Origin of the sequence: Ensifer sp. ENS11, assembly GCF_014851895.1 — a bacterium.
Classification (GTDB): Bacteria; Pseudomonadota; Alphaproteobacteria; order Rhizobiales; family Rhizobiaceae; genus Ensifer; species Ensifer canadensis.
The window spans coordinates 251,542-277,198 of sequence record NZ_JACVAN010000003.1 but is presented as its reverse complement, the minus strand read 5'-3'; the positions used below and the strand labels follow the sequence as shown (position 1 = coordinate 277,198).

Below are 25,657 nucleotides of genomic sequence, written 5' to 3'. Positions count from 1 at the left end.
TCAGATCGTCAGTGTCTGGATCGCACCGTCACCGAACTCGCAATCGAGTTCCCAACCGGCGGCAGCGCCACGCACACGCAGAAATGTCGCCCCGTCTCCAGCCGCCGGGCGCGTTGCATTGACGACGCAGCGGTAGGTCTTCGCACCATTTCGGATCTCGATCGTCTCGCTGTCGACGATCTCCTCATCGATGCCGTTGGCGAAGGGATAGGGCGCAAACATCGCCGCCGTGTGGATCGAGTGTAGACGAGTGATGAGAGAGCCATCCTCATCGCAGAGATCGACCGTTGCAATGCAGCCTCGATGTTCGTCGCCCGAGAGAAACACCACATGCTCGATCCGGTTCTCGGCGATATAGGCAAGCACCTCGCGAAGCGTGTTGGGATATCCGTCCCAGCCGTCGGAATGCAGTGCACTCAGGTTCGTCCACGACAGGCTGCGATCGCGCTGTATGGCGCGCCGATGCCGCGGCAGGAACATCGCCGGCGACACCACGAACTTCGGTGCGGGCGCCAGCAACAGCCATTGCTTCAAACTGTCCATCGTCGCCGGCGCAATCATCGCCGCCTTCTTAAGACCGTCGCCGACCTTGCGGTGCGTGCGCTGCGTCCGTGTGTCGAGCATGAAGAAATGAAAGCCGTCGAAATCGAACATCTCGAGCTTGGCATGCATGCCGCGCTGATACTTCCTGTAGGCTTCGATGCCCCGCGTCACCTTTTCGGCGTTGTCATCGTCGTCGGGATCGGAAATCGGCTCCCAATCGTCGTCGATCTCGTGATCATCAAGCAGCATGAAGGACGGGATCTTCCGCAGCACGTTGCGCACGCTTTGCTGGTTGAGCCAGGCTTCATAGGGCAGACGATATCGATCGTCCCGCCGGGTCGGGTCATAAAGGCCCGCTGTCGGGTCGACATAGACCTGGTCGCCGACGAAAAGCGCGAAGCGCGGCTTGACGCCGACATTGGCCTCGAGCCGCTCGCCGATGCGGCGATAGGAATGGTAGGCGACGGCCTCGTCGAGAAATCCTGCCGGATACTGGCACGACGACAGCGTAAAACTGGTGCCGTTCGGCGTCGGTTCCAGGGGCGGCTGCATCGGCGGATCGTAGGGAATGACGCCGTCACTCAAGTCGAAATCCTGTTCGACAACGGGAAGAGGCGCTGCCTGCATGAAACCCTGCCGCTTTGTATTCGGAGTAGGAAAGGCGAGCGCACGCTCCACGGCGACGGCCATTTCTTCAAATCGACTGAAGGCAAAGGCGATCGCCTGCTTGCTCGCGGCATTGCCCGCACCTGTCGGATCCAGCCGGCGCATCTGCTTCTTCGCGATATCGGCAACGAAATAGCCGTAGGCCGGCCCCTGCCCGGCACGGCCGGGCTGTGCCAGATGCCTGTCGAAATCGAAGGTCGGCAACGACAGCCCGCCGCCAGGACCAGCAATCGGATCACGCGGAGCGGCGGTCTCGCGCAGCACGATTATCGGCGGTGGTGCCGCAATGGGTTCAAGCGGCGGCGGTGGCTCCTCATGCTCGAAGTCCGGTGCCGCCAACGCCGCATCCTCGTCATAGACCAACAGGACTAGAAGCGCATTGCCGCGATCCGCACCAGCGTTGCCCGGCATCCGGGCCGGCAGCGGGACTTCGAATGCGTCCCAACCATCGTCTTCAAGCGCCTTGGAAGTATAGGCCACAAGGTGTTCGATGAGATATTGGACATCCCAGGGCTTCGCCGCATCATCCGGTCGACAGATACGTTCGTTGACCAGCCGGATGCGCAGCAACAATGCGGCTTCCGTCGCCCGGTGCGAGGGCGCCGAACCAAGGCGGATCACCAGCGCCGGGGTCTTCGGGCGCTCTTCGGTGAGGATCGGACCGATCCAGGGCGGATAGACCACTTTTTCGCTGTCGGCCTTGATTGCACCCGTCGGTATGTCGGCGTCGAGAAACTGCTGGATCTGCTGCAAGGTCGCATGACGCGTCGTTCCGACCAGAGCATCCTGATGCCCCGCGCCCGGGTTGACGAAGGGAGGCCTATAGACCCGACCGGCATCGCCAAAAATCTGCCGCATGCGATCAACGGTCGAGACGTGCGACAGGCCGTTTTCCGCCCCATGCACGCTGAAGGTCGGGAACGACCAGTGCTTTTCCAGATTCTGGCGCGATACCAGGCGATTGCGCCCATGAAAGTCCGTCATCGTCGAATAGCGCACGAAATGCAGTGTCGACGACACCGTCGACAGGCTCAGCGGACCGAAATGCTCGTCAATATAGCGCAGCATCTCGGGCTCCATGTTGCGCACGTTGAAATCGCGACCGTAAAGCGCGTCCATGCGGTGCCGCGTCCGCGTCCAGGGCGTTCGTTTCGTCGGCCATAGCGGATTTTCGACGTCGAATTCCTCGACGGGATAGGGCAGTGTCGACAGCAGCCGATCGAGAAGATCGTCGGCCAGTGTCGGCTCCTTCGGGTTGAAGCTGTAGCTGTCCGGCAGGAAATCGATGAGATAGCGCACGACATAGGCCCGAAAGATGTTGGCCGGTGCGAAGACCACGAGCGGGCCGACCTGCGTGAACGCGGCGCGATTGACGAGCCCGGTCGCATGGCCGTTCAAAACCGCAATGCTGAAGACGACGGTTCCCATGCAATGGGCGATCACGTCGACCGTTCCGTCAGGCGACGTCGCCGCCACGGTCTTCAGCGCTGCCGGTACGTCGACATTGCCGATCTGGTCAAAACTCCAGGCCTGCGTCGCGGTAGGCTGGCCGGCGCTGGTTCTCAGATCGGCGATCCAGATGTCACGGCCGGTGCACCAGAAATGACTGGCGAAATTGGGGTTGACCGCATGATGCGCAAACGTCGTGCCGCTGGCGCTATAGCCGTGGAACATCACCAGCGGCCGTTTCTTGGTGTTGGGATGACGATAGCGCGTCAGCCGCACTTCGCCGGGGATGTCGTTGCCTCCGCCATCCGGCCGTTCGGGCGCAAGCGCGATGCGATGCAGTTCGGCGGTGATCGATGCGCCGCCAGGCAGCTTCAGGGTGGTCGGCGGCAGGCGGTTGACAATCGCCTCGCTTGACCGCTTGTCCTGGTCGGGAGAACGAAAGCTCCAGATGTGCAGACCAAGCAGAAGCCGCGTGACGAAGCCGAAGAATGTCAGCAATTCGCCGATGGTGTTGGCGCCATCGCGTTGATTGACGATCCGGAATAACGGCAGGCCGATCCGCGCGAGATAGCCGACATCGAGTTTCAGCACGCGCTCGCCGCTGTCGGCGCTGAGGCCTGGAAACCTGTCGAGCCTCACCTCCATGAGCTGCCGCCAGGGGTTGCAGCGCCTTTCATAGGTGAAGGTCTTGGTGCCGACGATACGGTTGCCAGCAAGGGCGATCTTGCCGCCGACGTCCCGTGGCCCAATGGTCAGATCATAGCTGAGCGCCCTGATCTCGCCGGAGCGGCTGGCGATCGCAAAAGCCGATTTAAGCCGCGACCAGATACCGGGGCCGTCATCCCCATCGACAAGAGCCTGGTAGCCGTCGCGAAGGCCCCGGTTCAGCGTCCACGCCTTGCCGGCACGCCACACCCGCCCAAGCAACGTGCTTTCCTGCCGCTCGAATATCCTGAGGCTGCCGGAAATCGGCGCGCTGAACTCGACCGCGGCGTCGAGTCGCTGCTCTTTCACATGCAAAGGCAACCAGGTTTTCTCGAGCGTTTCCCAGACCTCCCGGGGGAAGATCCGGATCTGGCTTCTGATGGCGCGATCCGGCACTTCGGTCGCGACACGAAGGATCGGATGCCCGCCATTGTTCGGCGTCAACTGTCCAAGTCTCGTCGGTGTAAACCGCATGGTCAGCTCGACGATCCGGGTTTCCTCGACCCCATCAGTAGGCGTCAGGCGAATGGGGCCGACAAGCCGTTCGGTGATTTCCACTTCGCTCGACTGCGCCCGTGCGGCAACGTCGGTGCTGCGAAAGACCGGACGAACCAGTGGTGGACCCATGGGCCGGGCTTCGGCCGCCGCATAGCCCCACTCGTCCGCCAACATTTCGGCCGCGCGCAGCGCGATCGCGGCAATCGTCAAGGCAGGGTTCGTTGCAAGGGCCGTTGGAATGATCGATCCGTCGAGCACGACGAGATCGTCATACACAGCATCGGAATCCGCCGATGTGAAGACGCGCCCCAGATGGTCGACCACACCGTCCGCGCCGGTATCGGCCATCACGCATCCGCCAAGCGGGTGGACGGTTGCCAACGGTCCGCGCTGGTCTTTGAGCAGCCAGGTCAGATCGGCCGGCAACAGTTTCCAGACCGGATTGGGGATGAGGCGGCCACCTGAGTTCTTGGTCAGCGCCGAGAGCGCCTCGATCTCCTTGTCGAAGATCGGCAGGCCTTGCAGCTTGTCCCAGCGGATCCGCGCGATGCCGTCGCGATCGGTCGCGATGAGATCGCCGTCGAGCTCGATCCGGCCCGCCGCGCCATCATCGGCCATGACGGCGTAGAGTGCCGAGTGGCCGATGCGTGCCGGCGGCACCGCGTAGATATCGTCTTCCGGAAACCCCGGCCGGTGACGGCTGCCGTCATGCCTGGCGAGGCCGTGCAGCGTATTGAGCGTGGCAAAAACCTCGGCAAAGGCGATGCGCAGGGCGGCCGGCACCGACATTTCCTCGATCATGACACCGGCGGAGGCACGCAGGTCGATCACGCCGGTAATCATCGGCCCGATCGCCCGGGCCGAGGGTTTGACCGTTTCATCCGCGACAGTGTTGACAGTGGCTGTAGTGGCATAGTCGGCAACCAGCATGTCACCATTGGTCGAGCACCGCGTTCCGAGGTTCTTGTCGGGCAGTTGCAGGCCCAATCCGCGTGACCGCATCAGGATTTCGCTGGAGCCGAGAGTACCGGCGGCAAGCACGACCTTGCGCGCCCTGATCGGCACCGTCCCGCCGTCGCGCTTTCGCAATTTTGCGTCGGTGTAGACGCTGTTGACGATCCAGCCCGCCTCGCCATCCCTGGCGATGGTCAGCACGGTCGCACCGCTGAAAATTTCCGCACCGTACTCGTGTGCCCGCGCCAGCAAATTGACGTCGAGCGAGTTCTTCGCACCCCCATTGCAGCCGGTGGCGCAATCGCCGCAGCGCACGCATTTGTTAAGGCGTACATTGCCCGAACTGACGGTGTCGCTCATCGCGACCGTGATCGAGGCGGGGCGGAAATTGCCGTCCGGGGCGATGGAGCGAACGGAGCGAAACTTTTGCGGCACGCCATCAACATGGTTTGCAATGGTGTTTGGGGTGCCCATGATGGTGCTGCCGAGCAGATCACGGGCGCGATCGAAATAGGATTTCCAGACCGAGAGGTCCTTGAGGGCCGCTGGCCATCCCCTATGGAAAATGCTTGGCAGCGGCGTTTCCATGACCCCGGCATTGATCAGCGAGCCGCCGCCCACGCCATTGGCGACGACGGTAACGACCTCCGCACCGATCCTTATGTCGATCAGGCCCTCCTTGTTGTTGTCGCTGCGAATATGGCGCGGCAATTCACCAAGCCCTGTCGGAAACGAGCCTGGCAGATATTCACGCCCGCGCTCGAGCACGCCAACGGAGATCGGCCTGCCCTCATGCATGCGACCGGCGAAGCTCGATGCGGCAACGGCACCGCCATACCCGCTGCCGATGATCAGGACATCGAAGTGCACATTGGCGGGCGCCTTGCGAACACGATCGACCAACCGTTCGAATCCCTGCGATATCCAGGCCGTTTTCGATTCCGTGTCGAGGTCGCTCATGCCGACCTCTCCGGCAAGCTGCCGCGACGCCCGGCGATGCGGTATCGCAACGCCTCGTCGATGACGGCCCCCGATCTTTTGTCGGTCTGCGATCTGCCTTTGCCAATGTCGCTTCTCTGCACAGAGTTCTCCACCAGATGTGCCGCCACCCTCGGTCGCAGCCGCCTTTCTTCCGGTCTTTCCACGCCCGCAAAATATGCTCGCATCCATTTCATGCGTCGAAGCCAGAAGATATCGACTTAACCTTGGGTTGTACATGAGCACAAAGCGCCGCATTGGCCCTTCCGACCCATGTCCTGATTTCGACTGAGGTTGACGCCCCCCTCTTAGCGCCGGGTGAATTATATGCGAAAGTCTGCAGATACGTGAGAGGGGAACCACTAATCCAGAAGTAGTAGGCTCCTCACCCCATCGTGTGAGCGAATTGGGCGCCCCGGCGCTTCCTCCGTCGTTCTGCAGCCGTGAGAAAGAAGTCATGGGAAAAAACGATCCGCTCCTGGAGGGCTTCCTGCCGCTGGAACTGCTCGGCAGGATCCACGGCGCCAATGGCGACCGCCCGGCAGCCGTCGCATTTCCGGCCGCGGTGCTGTTCGTGGATGTGTCGCGCTACACGGCCCTCGTCGAACAATTGGCCCGGCGCGGACAGGACGGCCTGGACCAGATCCCGAAACTGCTCACGCTCTCCTACGCCCGCTGCGCCGAACAGATCTGCAGCCGGGGCGGCGAGGTTCTCGGACGCTCGTTCTCAGCGCCGGAGACCAGCTGCGCTGGTGCAATGCGCAGGGCATCCGTTTCTGGTCGCTCTATTATCGCGGAGATTGGAGCGCGTTAGAGCCTGCGGCGCTGACGCTTTTATCGCGGGCCCAGAACGCCGGAACATCCAGCAGGAAATATGGGCCCTGCGCTGCAAGGCGCTCTGCGTGCTGCACATGGATCGACCGCGCGAGGCGGTGGAGGTGCTCAGGCTGATCACCTCGGCCATGCTCGGCTCCGTCGATCTTGCCGCACAGATATCGGCGCGCGGTGCGCTGGCGCTGGCGCTCGCCCGCATCGGCAGGCACGCAGAAAGCGTCGAGGCCGCCGTCGACACGCTTCGTCTGCTGCGCGCCATGCGTCGGCCCTCCTCCCACAGCGCGCTGATCGGCATCTCCGGCGTCGAAGTGCTGTTTCGCGGCCGGGAGGAGGGGCTATCGCGCGAGTACGAGCAATGGGGTCATTGGGAGCGCCAGGTTCTGCATGAGCTTTCGCGCTATTGCCGGGTCTTCCCGGTGGGTACGGCGCAATACGGGCTGTGGTGCGGGTTGGCGCATTGGCTGGACGACAGCAAGGAGCGCGCGCTGTCGACCTGGACTCAGGGTCTTGCCGCAGCCAGGCGCCTGTCGCTCCGGCAGGACGAGGCGACCATCGCAGCCGAGATACGGCGCCGACAGGATACTGTCTGATCGGCAACAGGCCGCCGTCAACCCGGCCTCAGCCTAGCGCGGTTTTCCGTCGACGGCCTTGAACGCGCCTCTCGCCTCCTATAGTCCGGGTGCCGAGTTGATTTTGGATTGGGACAATCGTGTCGAGAGATCGTTATTCGAGAAAACTGGAATGCTCGAAATGTGGGGCGTCCGGCTTTGCAGAAGCCTCGGAGAACGACGATCCGAAAAGCAGGACCCGTGGTTTTCTCATCGACCAGATGCCAACGGGCTTTTCGACGGAGCGCCCGTCGAGCGATCCTGCCAAACACATGATGCGGTGCCGCTGCGGCCATATCTTCGCCTTCAAGCAGAAGACGGTCTATGCGCCGAGTGGCGAACCGCGAAACTAAACGAGGTTCCGCCTGCCTGCCGATCGACACACAAATCGTTGGAAGGCGATTTAGAGCGCTTCCGGTTTAGGCGGAATTCTGGAAACGCTCTATCCCTTTGTTCTTGCACGTTCCCTGACGGAAAACCGCTTCGCCCTTTTCCTGGAAATGCTCTCTAAGACGCCCGGACCACCAGGCCCAAAGCCTCACAGATCATCACCGACTGCTCGATCGTGATGACGGCGCGCTTCAGCGTCACCGTTTCAGGCTCGATTGAACTTATATCGCTACCGCGCAGATCACATCCGCTGAAATTGACGCTGTGAAGCCAGGCACCCGACAAGTCGAGCCCATTCATCGTTCCGCCGTCGCAACGCGCGCCAGTGAGGTCGGCCTCGCGCATGACCGTGTCGGCGAAAACGGCACTGCGAAGGTCCGCGCCCGGCAATCCGACGAAGGACCAGTTCCCACCCTTGACCCTCATCGCGTCGAACTTGCAGCCGTCAAACATGCTGCCGACGAATTTGCAGTCGTTGAAGATGACGTCGTAGAAATTGCAGCCGACAAAGGTACAGTTGATGAAGGCGCTGCCCTCATGGCGCGAGCAATTGAACTTGGCGCGACGGAAGGTGCATTCCTTGAAGACGGCACCGGCGCTCGTTGCCTCGGTCATATCAAGATCCGAGAAAAGCGTTCGGCTATGGTTACGGTCGGAGATATCCAGACCGTACCAGTCTACGCCCGCAAGGGTGGTTTCCGTTGCGGGGACTGCTTCTCCGTGTTTGCGTTCGGCCATTTTCCCCCGCCCTTCCCCAATTCAAGCATTGTCTGGCGCACGATGGCGGCCATTGCATCGGCCTTGACTGCCGTTGCCGGTCTATTGCTGTAGAGCACTCCGTCAGCGCCTTCAACGGCCTGCACAAACCGCACCGGAGAAGATCAGCCCGGCCAGCGCCAGCCCTGGATCTCCGGTATGTCCTCGCCATGTTCGCGGACATATCGATGGTGCTCGTCAAGTTTGCCGTGAAGTTCGACGACGACACCCGCTACCTTTTCCGCCAGCCCCGAAACCCGGGCGATCGCCTCCAGCGCCAGATGAAAACGGTCGAGCTCGTTGAGCACCGTCATGTCAAAGGGCATCGTGGTCGTGCCTTCCTCGATGAAGCCGCGTACGTGGAAATTCTCGTGATTGGTGCGCCTATAGGTCAGCCTTGCGGCTGATGCAGCGGCGCGAGATCGGTGAGTTTTTCGATCGCCGCGATGTTTGCATCGTCGAGCCGGACCGCCCCTTGGAAGCGATCGCCGCCATGAACAACACCATGGCCGGCAGTTTTCCACCCGATGCATGTCGAAATGAGCTGGAATCTCGTCGATGAGATCGCGCATATCCTCCGTCGCTTGGCTGGAGGCTTGTGGCGCATGAGCTATTTCAGGAATGCCCGGAAGCGTCGCATGGCGAAGGCAAAGAGAATGGCGCCGATCACCAGCAAAGCAAGGAGCTGCGGCCAGACCACGTCCAGCCCTGCATCGCGGAAAAGAACTGCCTGGGCCAGAATGACGAAATGGGTGTTCGGCGCCGCAAGCATGATGGTCTGGATGATTTCAGGCATGCTCTCGCGCGGCGTCATGCCGCCGGAGAGAGCCTGCAGCGGCAGAAGCACCAGCATCAGCAGCAGACCGAACTGCGGCATGGAGCCGGCGATGGTCGCAAGCAGGATGCCCATCGACGTGGTGGCGAAGAGTTGCAGGGCCGTTGCCAGCAGGAACAGGATGAATGAGCCCTGCACAGGAACGGCGAGCACCCCTTTGACGATGAAGACCAGCGAAACCGCCGAGGCCAACAGCACCACAAGTCCCATCGACCACACCTTGCTGACCATGATTTCGAACGGGGTCACGGGCATGACCAGCAGGTGCTCCACCGTCCCATGCTCGCGCTCGCGGATGAGGGCAGCACCTGTCAGCACGATCGACAGGATGGTGATGTTGGTGATGACGTTCATCACGGCGCCGAACCAGCCCTTGTTCAGCTCGGCATTGAACCTCGCACGAAGAACAAGATCGACCGGTAGTGACTGTTCGCTGCGATGGCGATCGAGGAAGCCTGAGACCTCCCCGGTGACGATCTGCTGGATGTAACCATTGCCGGAAAAGGCCTGACTCATGCGCGTCGCATCAACATTGAGCTGGATCGTCGGCGAACGCCCGGCCAAGAGATCCGTCTGGAAATTCGGTGGAATGTCGAGGGCGAAGGTGTCGAGGCCCTGGTCCATACGCCGGTCCATTTCCGCCGGCGTGATCATCTGTGGGGGCACGAAATAGGGCGGATAGAAAGCTGTGGCGATCCGCGTCGAAACCGGCGAGCGATCTTCGTCGACGATGGCGACGGCCGCCCGATTGAGCGTTTCCGGCATCGCTGTCGAGCCGGTATAGACCGACAGCGTGAAGGAATAGACGATCAGGATCAACAGGATCGGATCGCGCCAGAGGCCCCAGAGTTCCTTGATGCCGAGTTGATAGATGTGGGACAGGCGCATCGTCACCTCGCCTGCTTCTTGAGGGACAGGGTGCCGATGGCGAGCAGCACCGGCACCGCGATCAGCATCGGCACGAAGGCGCCGGCAAGATCGCTGAAGCCGAGCGCCTTGGAGAAGGTGCCGCGGGCGATCGTCATGAAATGCGTGGTCGGGTAGATCTGGCCGATGAATGCGCCTGCCCCTTCAAGCGACGAGACCGGATCGATCATGCCGGAATACTGGATCGCCGGAATGAGCGTCAGGATCGCCGTGCCGAAGATCGCCGCGATCTGGCTCGACATGAAGGTGGAGATGACAAGCCCCATCGCCGTCGCCGCCGAGACATAGATCAGTCCCGCGACCGTCCAGGTCAGGAGGCTGCCGGTAAACGGCACCCGGAAGACGAAGATCGCGAACGCCGTCAACAGAACAAAGTTGAGCATTGCGAGCGCGATATAGGGGATCTGTTTGCCGACCAGGAATTCCAGCCGCGTCACCGGCGAGACATAGAGATTGACGATCGACCCCAGTTCCTTCTCGCGCACGACACTGAGCGCCGACAGCATGGCCGGTATCAACATCAGCAAAAGCGGAATGACTACGGGAACCATGGCGACGATGCTCTTGACGTCAGGATTGTAGCGGAAGCGCGTCTCGATCTTGAAGGTGCCGGTGGTTGCCGCATTGCCGTAGCGTTCGCGGATCTTGCCGGTCAGCCAATGGGCATGCAGCCCCTGGACATAGCCCTTGACCGTTTCGGCCCGGCTGGCCATGGCGCCATCGATCCAGGCGGCGATTTCGACCTTATCGCCACGGGCCGCATCGCGGGCAAAACCCGGCGGGATCTCGATCGCCAGGCTGAGTTCGCCGTTGCGCATGCGCCGGTCGAGGTCGGCGTAGTCGGTGATCGGGTCCTTCTCGATGAAGTAACGCGAACCGGCGATCTCGAGAATGTATTCGCGGCTGGTGGTCGTCTGGTCATGATCAAGCACCGCGAAGGTCAGGTCCTCGACATCCATGTTGATGCCGTAGCCGATGACGAACATCAGGATTACGGTGCCGATGGTGGCAAGCGTCGCCCGGATCGGATCGCGAACCAGCTCCAGCGCCTCACGGCGGGTATAGCTGAACATGCGCCCGACATCGAAAAACCCCGATTTCGAGGCGGGCCGCTTTGGGGCCTCAGGCTTGACGACCGGCTCCGAGGGGGCCTTTGCCCGAACTACCGCGGGAGCCGCCTGCTTCGCCCCGGCGATCGCCTCTTCCAGATAGGTGATGAAGGCCTCCTCCAATGTCGCTGCCAAGCGGCTCTTCATGATGTCGGCGGGCGTATCGCTCACCAGCACTTTGCCCGCATGCATCAGCGACATGCGATCGCAGCGCATCGCCTCGTTCATGAAATGGGTGGAGATAAAGATCGTCACCTGCTCGTTGCGGGAGAGGTCGACGAGGATCTGCCAGAAACTGTCACGCGCCACGGGATCGACGCCCGATGTCGGTTCATCGAGGATGAGGATGTCGGGCGAATGGATCAGGGCGACCGCGAGCGAGAGCCGCTGGCGCACGCCGAGCGGCAACGCGTCCGGCAAAGCCTCCATCACGCCTGAGAGGTCGAAGCGTGCCGCAAGTTCCTCGATTCGGTCAGGAATGGTATCGGCCGCCATGCCGAAAAGCTTGGCGTGCAGTTCGAGGTTCTGCAGAACCGTAAGCTCGGTATAGAGCGAGAAGGCCTGCGACATGTAGCCGACACGGTGGCGGACCTCCATGTCGCGCGGGTCAACCTCGCGGCCGAACAGCTTTGCCGTGCCTTCGCTGGCGGCAAGCAAGCCCGTCAGCATCTTCATCGTCGTCGTCTTGCCGCAGCCGTTGGAGCCGAGAAAGCCGAAGATCTCACCGCGGCCGATGCGGAAGCTGACATTGTCGACCGCGACGAAATCGCCAAAGCGCATGGTGAGGTTGTTCGCCTCGATGGCGATATCCTCGCCAACACCTTCCGGGCGCGGCGGAATGACGACGTCATGATGCTCGCGCCGCAACTCCTCGGGAAGCAGGGCGATGAAGGCGGCGTCGAGCGTGTCGACGCCAGTCTTTTCAAGCAGTTCACCGGGCGTGCCCGTTGCCAGCACCCGGCCGGCATCCATTGCCACCAGCCAGTCGAAGCGCGCCGCCTCTTCCATATAGGCGGTTGCGACGATGACGCTCATACCCGGCCGCTCAGTGCGGATGTCGTCGATCAGTTCCCAGAACTGGCGGCGCGACAAGGGGTCGACGCCGGTGGTCGGCTCGTCGAGGATCAGGAGATCGGGATCGTGGATCAGCGCGCAGCAGAGCCCAAGCTTCTGCTTCATGCCGCCGGAAAGCTTGCCCGCAGGACGCTCCGCAAAGGGAGCCAGACCCGTGCTTTCGAGCAGGCTTGCGATCCGCTTTTTACGCTCCTCGCGATCGTGGCCGAACAGACGGCCGAAGAAATCGACGTTCTCGAAAACAGAAAGCGTCGGATAAAGGTTTTTTCCGAGGCCCTGCGGCATATAGGCGATGCGCGGGCAGGTGCGGCGCCGGTGGCCGGCATCGGCGATGTCGCCGCCGAGCACGTCGACGCGTTCGCCCTGCACGGCGCGTGCACCGGCGACGAGAGAGAGCAGGCTCGATTTTCCCACCCCGTCCGGCCCGATCAGGCCGGCCATGCAGCCCGAGGGTATATCGAGCGTCACGTCGTCCAGCGCCTTCGTCTTCCCATAGGAAAGCGTGACGGCGCTCAGGCGAACCACGGGCTCCGCCGGCGGCAGGCCGGCCCGGTCGGGATCCGCCATCACTGCACCAGCGTGCCGGTCTGGCTCGCCGGCCACTCAGCATTGGGGTCGACCTTCACATAGGCAACGCCCGGAAGACCGGTTTTCACCATGCGGATATACTTCTTCAGGAGTTCCTTGGGGATCTGCGCCTTGATGCGGAACGTCAGCTTCTGCCGCTCCTCGGCCGTCTCGACCGTCTTCGGCGTGAACTGCGCGACATCGGCGACATAGGAAACCTTGGCGGGAATGATGTACTGCGGCGCTGCATCCAGCACGAGACGGACCTCGCTGCCGATCGATAGACGCCCCGCCTGATCCGTCGGCAGGAAGAATGTCATGTAGACATCGCCGAGATCGACGAGATTGAGCACACGGCCGCCCGCCGCCAACACTTCGCCGGGCTGGACGACACGATATTGGATGCGGCCATCACGCGGCGAGACCAGAGTGCTGTCGTTGATGTCTGCGACGATGCTTTCGACCGATGCCTTGGCTGCCTCGACCGAGGCTTCGGCATCGACGACCTGGGATTTCGCCGAATTGATCGCCGCATTCGACGCGGCGAGCGAGGCTTCCGCGGCACTGGCGGCAGCTCTTGCCCCCTCTGCCGTCGCCCGGTCGTCGTCGAGCACCTGCTGTGAAACCGTGCTCGTCTTGACGAGCTGCTCGGAACGGGCGAGCCGCCGCTCGGCAGCGTCCAGTTGTGCCCGGCGTTGTGCCAGAACGGCGTCGGCTGCCGCCTTTTCCGCCTCGCGCTGGGTCACAAGGTTCTTTGCCGCTTCGACGCCGATGACGGCGCGCCTCTCCTGTGCTTCCGCCTGCCGTTTATGGGCCTCCAGTTGGACCGTATCCATCTGGGCAAGCACCTGACCGGCAGTGACGAAGTCCCCCTCGTCCACCATGATCTCTTTGATTCTGCCCGGCGTTTTCGTCGAGATATCGATCTCGACCGCCTCGATGCGTCCGTTGCCGCTGGCGATCCCGGCGGGTAGCGCATTGCGATCCAGATTCTGCCAGGCGTAGTAGCCGCCCGCCAGCGCAAGAACGACCAGACCGATCACGAGCCAATTCTTCCGGGCTTTTTCCATATCAGCGTCCCACCTTCAAATGCATCCCACGACAATAGACCGCGGTCACCCAAACACAACCGGGAATAGGCCTGGCGCGGGGAACCGTCACCGCGGCGTAAACGGATCGCTAAAGCAGACGCGAAGGAGCAGGTCATCGCATTGACTCATGTCAATTGGGCTCAAGACAGGCACTGCCATTTGACAAAAGACGATTGAAAAAATCAAAAGTAAAAAGCTGATATTGACAGATGTCGATCATCGTGTGATTTTTGTCGAACTCGATGGTGGCAAAATCGCCATCGCAGCGTGGGAGGACACCATGCAACCGCTTTTGAAGGTTGAAGGGCTGAAGAAATCATTCGGGGGCGTTGCTGCATTGCGCGACGGCCGCCTGGAGCTTCAAGCCGGCTCCGTTCATGCGCTTTGCGGCGGCAATGGCGCCGGAAAGTCGACGTTTCTGTCGATCCTGATGGGCATCCAGCAGCGCGACGGTGGCACAATCTGGCGCCGCGGCAAGGAAGTGCACTACGGCAACCCCGCCGAAGCGCTCGCCTCCGGCATCGCCATCATCGAGCAGGAACTGAGCCCCGTCCCGCATATGACGGTCGCCGAAAACATCTATCTCGGCCGCGAGCCCTCGGGGCGCTTCGGCGGCATCGACTTCAAGAAGATGAACCGGGATGCCCAGCAACTGCTGGATCGGCTCGAATTCGGCATCCGTGCAACCCAGACGATGATGACCCTTTCGGTTGCGCAGATGCAGCTGGTCGAGATCGCCAAGGCTTTCAGCCATGAAGCCGAAGTCATCTTCATGGACGAGCCGACATCGGCGATCGGCGAGAAGGAAGCTCAGCACCTCTTCGCTGCGGTTGCCCGCCTCAAGGCCGAAGGCAAGGGCGTCGTCTACGTCTCGCACCGGCTGTCGGAGATCTTCCAGATTGCCGACAGCTACACTGTCTTTCGCGATGGCGGCTATGTCGGCAGCGGCCTGCTCGCCGATATCGACCGCCCGGGCCTGATCAAGATGATTGTCGGGCGCGAACTTGGCGAAGAATATATCAAGACCAACGACCCGACCGACGAGATCGGCCTGGAGGTTTCGGGCCTGACGCTGCCGGGCAAAATCGAGGACATCTCGTTTTCGGTGCGCAGGGGCGAAATCTTCGGCATCTACGGGCTGATGGGCTCCGGCCGCACGGAAATCTTCAACTGCCTGTTCGGCCTCGATCGCCCGTCGCAAGGCGACGTCAGGCTCGAAGGTGAACCGGTCAACGTCACCAAGCCAGCCGACGCGATGGCCAGCGGCATCGCCTTCGTCACCGAAGACAGGAAAGTGAGCGGCCTCAACCTTGCAGACAGCGTTCGCGGCAACATCTGCCTTGCAAGCCTCCCGGAGATGAGCCCGAGCTTCGTCATGAAGCGCCGGGACGAGGCCGCGGCAAGCGCCCAGATGATCGCCCGGTTCGGCATCAAGGCCGCCCGCGACACGATGCCGGTCTCGGGCCTTTCGGGCGGAAACCAGCAGAAGGTGGTGCTCGGCAAATGGTTCCTGCGCCAGCCGAGATTGCTCTTGCTCGATGAGCCGACCCGCGGCGTCGACGTCGGTGCCAAGCGCGAAATCTACCGCATCATCTGCGACTTCACCGCGGCCGGTGGCACCGTTGTCATGATTTCCTCGGAGATCGACGAGGTGCTCGGCATGTCCGATCGCATCCTGGTCATGCGCCAGGGAAAATCCGCCGGCATCTATGACCGCCGGGCGACCGACGCCCGTTCGCTCGTCCACCTGTCGACCTGAACCACCCGCGAGATCGACGCCAGAAGCGCTTGTCCGACATCAAAGGGGCCTGAGAACCGTGTCCAATATCGAAAACAAATCGTCCAGCAGCTGGTTCAATGCCGAAAACCGCGGCACGATGATCCAGGAATACGGCATCTTTCTCGCCTTCCTGCTGTTGGCGTTCATCCTTTCGCTCTCCAACGAATATTTCCTGACGCCGGGCAACATTTCGAACGTGCTGCTGCAGACGTCGATCAACGGCGTGCTCGCCATCGGCATGACCTTCGTCATCCTGACGCGCGGCATCGATCTTTCCGTCGGCTCGGTCGTGGCCCTTGCCGGCATGGTGAGCGCCAGCTTCGCGACGACCTCGGCGACGGCAGGCATCGCCGGCGCGCCCTACCCTTTCTTCATCGCATTGGCGATCGGCATTCTCGTCGGCGTCGCCTGCGGTATCATCGTCGGCTTCATCGTCTCGCGCTTCTCTGTTCCGGCCTTCGTCGCCACGCTCGGCATGCTGTCTGCGGCGCGCGGCACGACGCTGATCTATGGCGGCGGCAAGCCGGTGCCGGCGCTGACGCCGGAATTCCGTTGGATCGGAACGGGCAACATCCTCGGCATCCCGATGCCGGTCATCCTGCTGGCGATCGTCTTCCTGGCCTCCTGGTGGATCCTGACCCGCACGCGCTTCGGCCGCTACATCTACGCCGTCGGCGGCAACCCGCATGCGGCCAAAACCTCGGGCATCAATGTCACTCGCATTCGCTTCCTCGTCTACGTCATTTCCGGCGGTCTTTCGGGCCTTGCAGGCATGATGCTCTCTGCCAGGACGGGCTCGGCCCTGCCGCAGGCCGGCATCGCCTATGAACTCGACGCAATCGCCGCGGTCGTGATCGGCGGCACCAGCCTTTCGGGCGGCGTCGGCCGGGTGACGGGAACGCTGATCGGCGCGCTGATCATCGGCGTAATGAACAACGGCCTCGATCTGATGGGCATCCAATCCTACTACCAGCAGGTCCTCAAGGGCGCGCTGATCGTCGGCGCCGTGATGCTCGACCAGAAACGCAATCAGGGTCTTTGACCCCTAAGAGATTGGCCGCCGAGCGGCTGCCATGAACCAATCCGTGCGCCATGAAGGTCGCGGAAACCACAATATGGAGGAGTAGCATGAAGAAACTCGTGATCGCCCTGGCTTCCGCCACGGCCCTCTTCGCGTCATCAGCCGTCGCGCAGGAAAAGCTCAAGATCGGTGCAGCGCCCTACGGACTCAATGCCGAATTCATGCAGATCTGGTCGGCGGCGCTTGAAGAGCACCCCGCCGTCAAGAGTGGCGAAGTCGAACTGACCGTGTTTGACGGTCGCTACGACGCGCTGGTCCAGCAGGAACAGTTCAACACGATGATCACGCAGAAGTTCAACGCGATCATCTTCGTGCCGATCGACATCGAGGCCGGCGCAACCGCCGTTCAGGCGGCGCGTGATGCCGGGATCCCGGTCGTCGGATCCAACACCCGCGTCAACTCCGACCTCTTGACCGCCTATGTCGGCTCCGACGACACCGTCTCCGGCTACATGGAAGCCAAGACCGTGCTCGACAAGATCGGCTGCAAGGGCAACGTCGTCATTATCGAAGGCCCGATCGGCCAGTCGGCGCAGATCTCCCGCCTCGAGGGCAACAAGAAGGCGCTTGCCGAGTGCCCTGACGTCAAAGTTCTCGAGCAGCAGACGGCCAACTGGTCGCGCGCCGAAGCCCAGACCCTGATGGAAAACTGGCTGACGGCCCATTCAGGCCAGATCAACGGCGTCATCGGCCAGAACGACGAGATGGCGCTCGGCGCGATCGAAGCGATCAAGTCTGCCGGCCTCAAGGTCGACGACTTCGCCATTGCCGGCATCGACGGCGTGACCGATGCCCTGACGGCCGTCAAGGAAGGCACGATGACCTCGATCCTGCAGGATGCCCGCGCGCAGGCACAGGGCGCGCTCGACCTCGCGATCTTCCAGGCGAAAAAGGGTGACTACAAGCCACAGTCGGACATCTGGGCGCAGTATCCGGACATGCCGTTCAACGACGGCAAGGACAAGGAATACAACGTTCCGTGGACGCCGGTCACGACCGAAAACGTCGACAAGCTGCTCGAAGCCCGCAAGTAATCGCCAACTCAAGCGGGGCGGCCTGCCCGCCCCGCTTTCCAACCGCCTAGGGAAAACGACATGACCGAGACCACACCGCAGATCGACCTCAATTTCCCGCTGACGGGCAAGGTTGCCCTCGTCACCGGCGGTGCCTCCGGCATCGGCGCGGCGATTGCCAGCGCCTTTGCCGCCAAGGGCGCGAAAGTGGCGGTGCTCGACATCAACGAGGATGCCGCGCGCACAAAAGCCGAGGCTCTCGGGGCTGATGCAAGACCCTTCGTCTGCGACGTCTCGGACCCAGCCTCGGTCAATGCGGCCGTGTCGGGCGTGGTCGCCGCTTTCGGCGGCATCGACATCGCCGTCAACAGCGCCGGCGTAGCGCTTCTGGCGCCTGCCGAAGAGCTGTCGCTCGACTACTGGGACAAGACCATCGCCATCAACCTCAAGGGCAGCTTCCTCGTCACCCAGGCCGTCGGCCGGGCGATGATCGCCGCCGGCAAGGGCGGCAAGATCATCAACCTCGCCTCGCAGGCCGGTACCGTCGCGATCGAAGACCATGTCGCCTATTGCGCCTCGAAGTTCGGCGTCATCGGCATGTCGAAGACCTTTGCGGCCGAATGGGGCAAACACGGCATCTCCGTCAACACCATCTCGCCGACCATCGTCCTGACCGAACTCGGCAAGAAGGCCTGGAGCGGCGAAAAGGGCGAAGCCGCCAAGAAGCGCATTCCGGCCGGCCGTTTCGCCTATCCCGAGGAAATCGCGGCCGCTGCCGTGTTCCTGTCGTCGGCGGGAGCCGACATGATCAACGGCGCCGATCTCTTGATCGACGGCGGCTACACCATTCTCTGACGACGCACGACCCCATCTACAGGAGACACCATGCAAAGGTTCATCAACAATCCCGACGAGGTGGTCGAGGACACCGTCAAGGGCTTCGTCAAGGCGCACTCCGACATCGTGCGCCTGGCTGACAACCCGCGCGTGGTCGTCGCCAAGGGCGCACCGGTTGCCGGCAAGGTCGGCGTCGTCACCGGCGGCGGTTCCGGCCACGAACCTGCCTTCATCGGCTACACCGGCCGCAACATGCTGGACGCGGTCGCCGTCGGCGAACTCTTTTCGTCGCCGACCGCCAAGAGCTTCCATGATGCCATCCGTGAAGCGAATGGCGGCAAGGGCGTCGTCTGCCTCTATGGCAACTACGCCGGCGACAACATGAACGTGAAGATGGCGATGAAGCTCGCCGCCAAGGACGGCATCGACGTCCTGACCGTCGTTGCCAATGACGACGTCTGCTCGGCACCGCCGGAGGAGCGCGAGAAGCGCCGCGGCGTGGCCGGCGAAATCTTCATGTGGAAGATCGGCGGTGCCAAGGCGGCTGAAGGCGCAAGCCTCGAGGAGGTGCGTGTAACCGCGCAGAAGGCCATCGACAATTGCCGTTCGATCGGCGTCGGTCTCGGGCCATGCACGCTTCCGGCGGTCGGCCATCCGAACTTTCAGATCGAGCCCGGCACGATGGAAGTCGGTATCGGTCATCACGGCGAACCGGGCGTACGCGTCGAAGCGCTGAAGACCGCCGACGACGTCGCCAAGGACATGTGCCAGATCGTGCTCGACGATCACAACCTGGCGTCAGGTACCGAGGTCGCGGTGCTGGTCTCTGGTCTCGGCGCAACGCCGCTCAACGAACTCTATATCCTGAATGACACGATCGAGAAGGAAATCACCGGTCGCGGTCTTCGCATCTACCGGACCTATATCGGCAACTACTTCACCTCGCTGGAAATGGTCGGCGCCACGCTGACCGTGCTGGCGCTCGACGACGAACTCAAGGCGCTCCTCGACGTCGAGGTTCGCTGCACCACCATCCTGTGACGAAAGAGGCGCATCATGCAGACGTTTAGCAACGCCAACTCAGGCGCGATCGTGCTGTCGCTCGCAGAGCGCATCATCGAGAACCGCGCCTATCTGAGCGAGATCGACGGCAAGATTGGCGACGGCGACCACGGCGTCAACATGGCCAAGGGCTTCGGCATGGCCGCCGATCGGCTGAAGGGCAAGGAGGCAACCTTGTCCGAGGCGCTGGATACGCTCGGAACCGTGCTGATGACCGAGATCGGCGGATCCATGGGCCCGCTCTACGGGGTGATGTTCACCGAGTTCGCCGAAAAGCTCGACGGTGTGCCTGCCATCGATGCGGCAACCTATAGCCTCATGCTGCATGCCGGCCTCGAGGGCATCCAGTCGATCGGCTCGGCCAAGGTCGGAGACAAGACGCTGATCGACACGCTCGTTCCGGCCGTGGAAGCCTTTGACGGTGCGACCGCGAGCGGCAAACCGTTCGACGAGGCGCTCAATGCGCTTGTTTCCGCAGCCGAAGCTGGCCGCGAATCGACCCGCGACCTCGTCGCCAAGATCGGCCGCGCCAGCCGGCTCGGCGAGCGCTCGCTCGGCGTGCTCGACGCCGGTGCGACCTCCTGCGCGATCATCCTGAAGGAACTTTCGCTGGGCGCACGCGCACGCCTGACGTAACCCCTGCCGAAGGCGACGGCACGGTTCCGTGCCGTCGCCAGACACCTTCGCCTCCCAAGGCCGGTGCGATCCCGCTCAAAAACAGCGGGATCGCACACCGCGACGACAGTCATACCAGCTGCTGGTGCCGGCCGGCACAGATGGCTGAATGCGCGACATTCCAAATCTACTGTATAAACCTGCACTTCGATCAGACCCGACCTAAGGAACGGTGCAGTAAGGTTGCAAAAGCACGACGTTGCTTCCATGTTCACCAACCAAAACAGGGAACGAACGCAACCAGATGACATCGAAGACATCCTCACCACGCAAGGGCGGTGCGAGCAGGAGCGGCGCGACCGATACGTCGGACGCCATCCCCCTGCGCTATGGTGACGATCCCTATGTCTGGGCCTGCTGGCTCTACTACGAAGACGGAATGACCCAGGGCGAGATCGCCGATGCGATGGGCGTCTCGCGTGCGACCGTCAACAGCTACCTCGCCGAAGCCCGGGAAAAGGGCATCGTCAACATCTCGCTCGAGCCGGCGCGTCTTGCGTCGCTCACGATCGCCCAGGAACTCAAGCGCCATTTCGGCCTCGCCGACTGTCTCGTCGTTCCAAGCGACGACAACGCCCGGCCGCTGATCGACCGGCTCGGCGTGGCCGGCGCAATGGCGTTGCAGAAGCTGGTGAAATCCGGCGACACGCTGGCGGTCTCCTGGGGACGCACGGTGATGTCGGTGGGCGAGCATGCCGATGTGCATGCGCTCCAGGACGCGACCGTGGTGCAGGCGACCGGCGGCACGACGGCGGCGTTCTCCTATACGCCGGAGCTCTGCGCCGCTTCGATCGCCCGTGCGATCTCTGCGCGCTGCGTCGGCATAACCGCGCCGGCGATCGTCAAGTCGCCGGAATTGCGGCAGATGCTGCTCGACGAGCCGCTGCTGCAGGAACAATTCGCCACGCTGGCACAGGCGAACCGCATCCTCTTCGGCATCTCGTCGCTGCGCCCTAACTCGACCATCCATACCAGCGGTTTCTTCGAATCGGTCTCGCTGCAACACTATCTCGCAGCCGGCGCCGTCGGCGTCGTCGCCGGACGGTTCATCGACGAGCGCGGACGGCCCGTCGCGGGACCACTCGACGACAGGACAGTTGGGATTTCGCTCGACATGCTACGCCGGATCGGCACGCGCATTGCCGTTGCCGGCGGCTTCGACAAGGTTCCGGCGCTGCTTGCGGCGCTGCGCGGTGGTTACGCCAACGTGCTGATTACCGACGCGGCGACCGGTCACGGCATCCTCAGGGCAGACGGCGTCACCGGCCTCGACACGAGGATCTCGCAGCGGCCGAAGCTTGCCCAGACGCCCAGCTCCTACCGCACCCACGTCAAGAAGTTCCTCAACAACCCCAATGAGGTTGTCGAGGAGATGCTCGACGGCGTCGTCAGGGCACACCGGGACTATATCGAGCCGATCAACGGTTCGCATCGCGCGCTCGTTGCCAAGACCGGACCGCGGCCGGGCAAGGTCGGCCTCGTCATCGGCGGCGGCACCGGCCATGAACCCTGTTTCCTCGGTTATGTCGGCAAGGGCCTCGCCGACGCCGTGGCGGTCGGCAACATCTTCTCCTCGCCGCCGCCTGATCCGATCGTCCAATGTGCGGTTGCCGCATCGGGCGGCGAGGGCGTGCTTTTCGTCTATGGCAACTACGCCGGTGACGTGATGAACTTCGAGATGGCAGCCGAGATCGCCGAGGAAAAGGGCATCAAGGTCCGTACCGTCCTGACCACGGACGATATCGCCTCCTCGCCGATCGAGGATCGCGAGGGTCGGCGCGGCGTTGCCGGCAATTTCTTCATCTTCAAGATCGCCGGTGCGGCCTGCGATCGGGGACTTTCGCTCGACGCCTGCGAGGCCGTGACCAGGAAGGCCAACCTTCGCACCTATACGGTCGGCGTTGCGCTCGAGCCCTGCTCGATGCCGCAGACCCGACGCCACAATTTCGAGATCGGCCCCGACGACATGGAAATCGGCATGGGCATCCACGGCGAGCCCGGCGTGACCCGCGAGCACATCAAGCCGGCCGACGACATCACCGATGCGATCATGGACAACATCTTCAAGGAGATGAAAGCTTCGGCCGGAGATCGTGTCGCCGTGCTCATCAATTCGTTCGGCGCGACGCCGCTGATGGAACTCTACATCCTTTACCGGCGGGTTGCGCAGCGCCTTGCCGCCAAGAACATAGAGATTGAAGCCAACTGGATCGGCCATTATTGCACGTCTCTCGATATGGTCGGTGCATCGATCTCGATCCTCCATCTCGACCAGGAACTGACCGATCTGCTGCATCACCCTTGCGAAACGGCTTTCCTGCGTATCAATTAGCATCCCGTCAGGGACCCATGGTCAAGCATGGGTACCGGGCGTTCTGGGAGGACAGTGATGTCGGAAAGTGCGGCGCGCCGCTTGGTCAGCATGTTTCAGGCGATCTCCGAGGCTGTCGAAGCCGAAAAGGATCATCTGTCGGAACTCGACGGCGCCATCGGCGATGCCGATCACGGCACGACGATGTCACTCGGCTTCCTGGCGGTGAAGGCCGAACTGGCCAAGCTCGACCTCGACCATGCCCAGATCTCCGACGTCATGGCGACGGCGGCGGGCGCTTTCCTCAATGCCGTCGGCGCCTCGACCGGACCGCTCTATGCCACGGCCTTTCGCCGCGCCGCACAAGCCGTCGCCGGCAAGACGGAGCTCGATCTCGCCACCTGCGCCGCCATCATCGATGCCATGGGTTCGGGGATGCGCGAGCGCGGCAAGGGGCAACGCGGCGACAAGACGATGCTCGACGCCTGGCTGCCGGCAGCCGATGCCGCCGCAGCAGCGCTTGCAGACAACAAGGGAGCTGACGGTTTCTGGCGAGACGTTGTCGCCTCGGCCGAGGCCGGCGCCAATGCGACGCGCTCGATGATCGCTACAAAGGGACGCGCCGCAAGGGTGCGCGAGCGCTCGCTTGGCCATGTCGATCCCGGAGCCGCCTCGTCCGTCGTGATCCTGCGCGCCATGGCATCTTCGCTCAACAGAGCGGCCTAGCGCGCGGGCGCCGACCAACAGCCGCGAAACCAGGTTCGGGAGTAGCGCGAACCTGCGTTCGCGAGTAACGCGCACGTGATGCCGCTGTTTGGACAAAATTTACCATCACATGCCAAGGCTGGTGAGCAGTGGGGATGTCCGGCGTTCAAGTTTTATTGAACTGCCGACAGACGAAAGCCAGCGGCAAGCGCTTGCAGCTAAAGCCGCTAGAGGTTTTATGGTCCGGTCGCCATTTCAAGGAGCCCGCATGCGGCGCATAACGAGACACCTTCTTTCCCTTTCGCCCGCAAACGCCGGCGAATTCCTGGGCAAGACGAAGCCCGCCCTGCGCGCCGCCATGGCCGCGACGATCGCCATCGCCCTTTCCGGCTGCATGTCGGCCTTTGACGAAGTTCGTGCGCCCCCGCCGATCCCGGCGAAGCTGATCGGCGCCATGGCCAAGAACGGCTCCAAGCCGGAAAGCCCGGTGCTCGTTCGCATCTTCAAGCAGGAAAGCGAACTCGAGATCTGGAAACAGAACAAATCCGGGCAGTATGCGCTCCTCAAAACCTATCCGATGTGCCGTTGGTCTGGAAAGCTCGGGCCGAAGACCAAGGCGGGCGACCGCCAGGCGCCGGAAGGGTTTTACCACGTGTCCGCCCGCATGCTGAATCCGAAGTCGCAATTCTATCTGTCGTTCAATCTCGGCTACCCCAACCGGCTCGAGCAGGCTCTCGGCTACACCGGTGAGGCGCTGATGGTGCATGGTGCCTGTTCGTCATCCGGTTGCTACGCGCTGACGGACCAGGGGGTCGGAGAAATCTATCCCGTCGTCCAGCGCGCGCTTGCCGGCGGTCAGGGGCAATTCCAGGTGCAGGCCTATCCGTTCCGCATGACGGCAACGAATATGGCGCGGAACAGCGGTGACCCGAACTTCAATTTCTGGAAGAACATCAAACAAGGCTACGACATTTTTGAAGCGACGAAGCGCCAGCCGAAGGTTTCGGTCTGTGGCGGTCGTTACGTCTTCAACACCGACTTTGCCAACGGCGAGCCGACCGACCCGCTTGGCGCCTGCCCTGCGACCACGGCAACATCGGACGCCGGGCTGATGGCAAGGCTGCAAACGGAAGACGCCAAGGTCGCGGGCATGGTCGCCAATCAGACGCCCGCTCCGGTGAATTCCTATGTCGATGGCGGCATGCATCCAAGCTTCCGGACGCTGCTTGAGAAAAACGGCGCTGAAAAGCTGGCCGCCAAGATCTCGGGAACTAAATACCCCATTAGCCGACCGGACGCGGCGCTGGCAGATCCCTATGCCGGCCTGTGATCGGTGGCGGCGGGAGATGAGCAGCGCTAGATGCGTCATTCCCCCGGTGGTCACCGAACACAGGTAATCGAGGTTCCCCATGCCGCAACGTGACGTCTGTCGCCGATCCTTCCTCAAGCTTTCCGCCGGCATGGCGGTGCTCGGTTTGGCGGGGTGCGGCTCGACGCGCGAGCGGGTTTCGCAGCAATACGCCCCGGCGCCGGAACCAGTGCCGGCCGCCAACACCGTGCTCTCCGAGATGTATGGCGAACGGCCGGGAGAAACCTATCCTCTGCCGGCGATCCCTTACGAAAAGATCGACCCGCGATATTACAGGCAGATGGTGCCCGATCCGACGGGCGAGCGGCCCGGCACTTTGGTTGTCGATGTCGGCAACCATTTCCTCTATCGCGTCTATGAGAACGGCCAGGCGATGCGCTACGGCGTCGGCCTCGGCCGGGCCGGCTTCGCCTGGGCCGGTCGCGGCGTCATCCAGTACAAGCGGCCTTGGCCGCGCTGGAAACCGCCGAACGAAATGGTCGCACGCCAGCCGGAACTGCAGCAGTACAGCATCGAGGCCGGCGGCATGGAGCCGGGGTTGAAGAACCCGCTTGGCGCCCGCGCGATGTATATCTTCCAGAACGGGGAAGATACGCTTTACCGCATCCATGGCTCCCCGGAATGGTGGACCATCGGCCAGTCGGTGTCGTCGGGGTGCGTGCGCATGATCAACCAGGACGTCGTCGATCTCTATGACCGCGTGCCGAACGGCACGCCGGTCGTGGTGACGGATCTGTCGGGCGGCGGAATGGCGGCGCAAACACCGGCCCAGCCGCAGGACAATCTCCTGCCCGGCGAAGGCGGCATCCCCGGCGCACCCCCGCCGATTTATTAGGACCG

At 62.6% G+C, this 25,657-nt stretch carries 19 protein-coding genes and 1 pseudogene; 13 read left to right on the top strand and 7 right to left on the bottom strand.

Annotated features, from left to right (window positions below; genetic code table 11):
* Positions 1-5,775, bottom strand: coding sequence for an alkaline phosphatase D family protein (locus IB264_RS08325; RefSeq protein ID WP_158268937.1), 5,775 nt, complete (start codon positions 5,773-5,775; stop codon positions 1-3).
* 475 nt (positions 5,776-6,250) lie between these two features.
* On the opposite strand from IB264_RS08325, the gene IB264_RS08320 reads away from it, so the two are divergent.
* From IB264_RS08320 to IB264_RS35365, 3 genes are all read left to right on the top strand, one after another.
* Positions 6,251-6,607, top strand: coding sequence for a hypothetical protein (locus IB264_RS08320; protein ID WP_057222819.1), 357 nt, complete (start codon positions 6,251-6,253; stop codon positions 6,605-6,607).
* A gap of 88 nt (positions 6,608-6,695) precedes the next feature.
* Positions 6,696-7,217, top strand: coding sequence for a hypothetical protein (locus tag IB264_RS08315; protein ID WP_057212808.1), 522 nt, complete (start codon positions 6,696-6,698; stop codon positions 7,215-7,217).
* A 116-nt stretch (positions 7,218-7,333) separates the two neighbouring features.
* A complete protein-coding gene (locus tag IB264_RS35365; protein WP_057222818.1) occupies positions 7,334-7,588 on the top strand; it encodes a hypothetical protein in 255 nt (84 codons plus the stop codon).
* Between the two features lie 154 nt (positions 7,589-7,742).
* On the opposite strand, the gene IB264_RS08310 is transcribed toward IB264_RS35365, so the two are convergent.
* The 6 genes and pseudogenes from IB264_RS08310 to IB264_RS08290 all read right to left on the bottom strand — a co-directional run bounded on the left by IB264_RS08310 (position 7,743) and on the right by IB264_RS08290 (position 13,963).
* A complete protein-coding gene (locus tag IB264_RS08310) occupies positions 7,743-8,363 on the bottom strand; it encodes a pentapeptide repeat-containing protein (protein ID WP_057222817.1) in 621 nt (206 codons plus the stop codon).
* Positions 8,364-8,506: 143 nt separating this feature from the next.
* Positions 8,507-8,779: pseudogene (locus tag IB264_RS34575) on the bottom strand (phosphoketolase); the annotation flags it as partial.
* Positions 8,773-8,988 carry a hypothetical protein gene (locus IB264_RS34570; RefSeq protein ID WP_057222815.1) on the bottom strand — a complete coding sequence of 72 codons (216 nt, stop codon included), beginning with the start codon at positions 8,986-8,988 and terminating at the stop codon, positions 8,773-8,775. The pseudogene IB264_RS34575 and the gene IB264_RS34570, both read right to left, overlap by 7 nt.
* Positions 8,989-8,991: 3 nt before the next feature.
* Positions 8,992-10,104: an ABC transporter permease gene (locus IB264_RS08300; RefSeq protein WP_057209922.1), complete on the bottom strand. Its 1,113-nt coding sequence runs from the start codon at positions 10,102-10,104 to the stop codon at positions 8,992-8,994.
* Positions 10,105-10,106: 2 nt separating this feature from the next.
* The gene (gene rbbA / locus IB264_RS08295; RefSeq protein WP_107027426.1) at positions 10,107-12,893 is read right to left on the bottom strand and encodes a ribosome-associated ATPase/putative transporter RbbA; all 2,787 of its coding nucleotides are present in this window, start codon (positions 12,891-12,893) and stop codon (positions 10,107-10,109) included.
* On the bottom strand, positions 12,893-13,963 hold the full coding sequence (locus IB264_RS08290; protein WP_057222813.1) for an HlyD family secretion protein: 1,071 nt from the start codon (positions 13,961-13,963) through the stop codon (positions 12,893-12,895). The genes rbbA and IB264_RS08290 overlap by 1 nt, the downstream gene beginning before the upstream one ends.
* 301 nt (positions 13,964-14,264) lie before the next feature.
* On the opposite strand from IB264_RS08290, the gene IB264_RS08285 reads away from it, so the two are divergent.
* From IB264_RS08285 to IB264_RS08240, 10 genes are all read left to right on the top strand, one after another.
* Positions 14,265-15,743: a sugar ABC transporter ATP-binding protein gene (locus IB264_RS08285; protein WP_057210108.1), complete on the top strand. Its 1,479-nt coding sequence runs from the start codon at positions 14,265-14,267 to the stop codon at positions 15,741-15,743.
* A 58-nt stretch (positions 15,744-15,801) separates the two neighbouring features.
* Positions 15,802-16,806: an ABC transporter permease gene (locus IB264_RS08280; RefSeq protein WP_057222812.1), complete on the top strand. Its 1,005-nt coding sequence runs from the start codon at positions 15,802-15,804 to the stop codon at positions 16,804-16,806.
* Between the two features lie 86 nt (positions 16,807-16,892).
* The gene (locus tag IB264_RS08275) at positions 16,893-17,879 is read left to right on the top strand and encodes a substrate-binding domain-containing protein (protein ID WP_057222811.1); all 987 of its coding nucleotides are present in this window, start codon (positions 16,893-16,895) and stop codon (positions 17,877-17,879) included.
* A gap of 60 nt (positions 17,880-17,939) precedes the next feature.
* Positions 17,940-18,713 carry an SDR family oxidoreductase gene (locus IB264_RS08270; RefSeq protein WP_057222810.1) on the top strand — a complete coding sequence of 258 codons (774 nt, stop codon included), beginning with the start codon at positions 17,940-17,942 and terminating at the stop codon, positions 18,711-18,713.
* Positions 18,714-18,743: 30 nt separating this feature from the next.
* Complete coding sequence (locus IB264_RS08265) at positions 18,744-19,736, top strand: dihydroxyacetone kinase subunit DhaK (protein ID WP_057222809.1); 993 nt, start codon at positions 18,744-18,746, stop codon at positions 19,734-19,736.
* Between the two features lie 15 nt (positions 19,737-19,751).
* Positions 19,752-20,393 (top strand): dihydroxyacetone kinase subunit DhaL, encoded by a 642-nt coding sequence (dhaL, locus tag IB264_RS08260; RefSeq protein WP_057222808.1) that lies wholly within the window; start codon positions 19,752-19,754, stop codon positions 20,391-20,393.
* Between the two features lie 283 nt (positions 20,394-20,676).
* On the top strand, positions 20,677-22,764 hold the full coding sequence (locus tag IB264_RS08255) for a bifunctional sugar-binding transcriptional regulator/dihydroxyacetone kinase subunit DhaK (RefSeq protein WP_081788964.1): 2,088 nt from the start codon (positions 20,677-20,679) through the stop codon (positions 22,762-22,764).
* Positions 22,765-22,821: 57 nt separating this feature from the next.
* Positions 22,822-23,469, top strand: a complete 648-nt coding sequence (dhaL, locus tag IB264_RS08250; protein ID WP_107027425.1) for a dihydroxyacetone kinase subunit DhaL — start codon at positions 22,822-22,824, stop codon at positions 23,467-23,469.
* Positions 23,470-23,806: 337 nt separating this feature from the next.
* Positions 23,807-24,778 (top strand): murein L,D-transpeptidase family protein, encoded by a 972-nt coding sequence (locus tag IB264_RS08245; protein WP_025429357.1) that lies wholly within the window; start codon positions 23,807-23,809, stop codon positions 24,776-24,778.
* 79 nt (positions 24,779-24,857) lie between these two features.
* On the top strand, positions 24,858-25,652 hold the full coding sequence (locus IB264_RS08240) for a L,D-transpeptidase (RefSeq protein WP_107027424.1): 795 nt from the start codon (positions 24,858-24,860) through the stop codon (positions 25,650-25,652).
* The last annotated feature ends 5 nt before the right edge of the window (positions 25,653-25,657 follow it).

What these genes read in the sequence shown, in the direction of transcription:
- rbbA (WP_107027426.1), bottom strand. Translation starts at nt 12,893, where the DNA reads ATGGCGGATCCCGACCGGGCCGGCCTGCCGCCGGCGGAGCCCGTGGTT.
- IB264_RS08255 (WP_081788964.1), top strand. Translation starts at nt 20,677, where the DNA reads ATGACATCGAAGACATCCTCACCACGCAAGGGCGGTGCGAGCAGGAGC.
- IB264_RS08245 (WP_025429357.1), top strand. Translation starts at nt 23,807, where the DNA reads ATGGCCGCGACGATCGCCATCGCCCTTTCCGGCTGCATGTCGGCCTTT.
- IB264_RS08270 (WP_057222810.1), top strand. Translation starts at nt 17,940, where the DNA reads ATGACCGAGACCACACCGCAGATCGACCTCAATTTCCCGCTGACGGGC.
- IB264_RS08325 (WP_158268937.1), bottom strand. Translation starts at nt 5,775, where the DNA reads ATGAGCGACCTCGACACGGAATCGAAAACGGCCTGGATATCGCAGGGA.
- IB264_RS08240 (WP_107027424.1), top strand. Translation starts at nt 24,858, where the DNA reads ATGCCGCAACGTGACGTCTGTCGCCGATCCTTCCTCAAGCTTTCCGCC.
- IB264_RS34570 (WP_057222815.1), bottom strand. Translation starts at nt 8,988, where the DNA reads ATGCGCCACAAGCCTCCAGCCAAGCGACGGAGGATATGCGCGATCTCA.
- IB264_RS08265 (WP_057222809.1), top strand. Translation starts at nt 18,744, where the DNA reads ATGCAAAGGTTCATCAACAATCCCGACGAGGTGGTCGAGGACACCGTC.
- dhaL (WP_057222808.1), top strand. Translation starts at nt 19,752, where the DNA reads ATGCAGACGTTTAGCAACGCCAACTCAGGCGCGATCGTGCTGTCGCTC.
- IB264_RS08275 (WP_057222811.1), top strand. Translation starts at nt 16,893, where the DNA reads ATGAAGAAACTCGTGATCGCCCTGGCTTCCGCCACGGCCCTCTTCGCG.
- IB264_RS08290 (WP_057222813.1), bottom strand. Translation starts at nt 13,963, where the DNA reads ATGGAAAAAGCCCGGAAGAATTGGCTCGTGATCGGTCTGGTCGTTCTT.
- IB264_RS08285 (WP_057210108.1), top strand. Translation starts at nt 14,265, where the DNA reads ATGCAACCGCTTTTGAAGGTTGAAGGGCTGAAGAAATCATTCGGGGGC.
- IB264_RS08310 (WP_057222817.1), bottom strand. Translation starts at nt 8,363, where the DNA reads ATGGCCGAACGCAAACACGGAGAAGCAGTCCCCGCAACGGAAACCACC.
- dhaL (WP_107027425.1), top strand. Translation starts at nt 22,822, where the DNA reads ATGTCGGAAAGTGCGGCGCGCCGCTTGGTCAGCATGTTTCAGGCGATC.
- IB264_RS08320 (WP_057222819.1), top strand. Translation starts at nt 6,251, where the DNA reads ATGGGAAAAAACGATCCGCTCCTGGAGGGCTTCCTGCCGCTGGAACTG.
- IB264_RS08300 (WP_057209922.1), bottom strand. Translation starts at nt 10,104, where the DNA reads ATGCGCCTGTCCCACATCTATCAACTCGGCATCAAGGAACTCTGGGGC.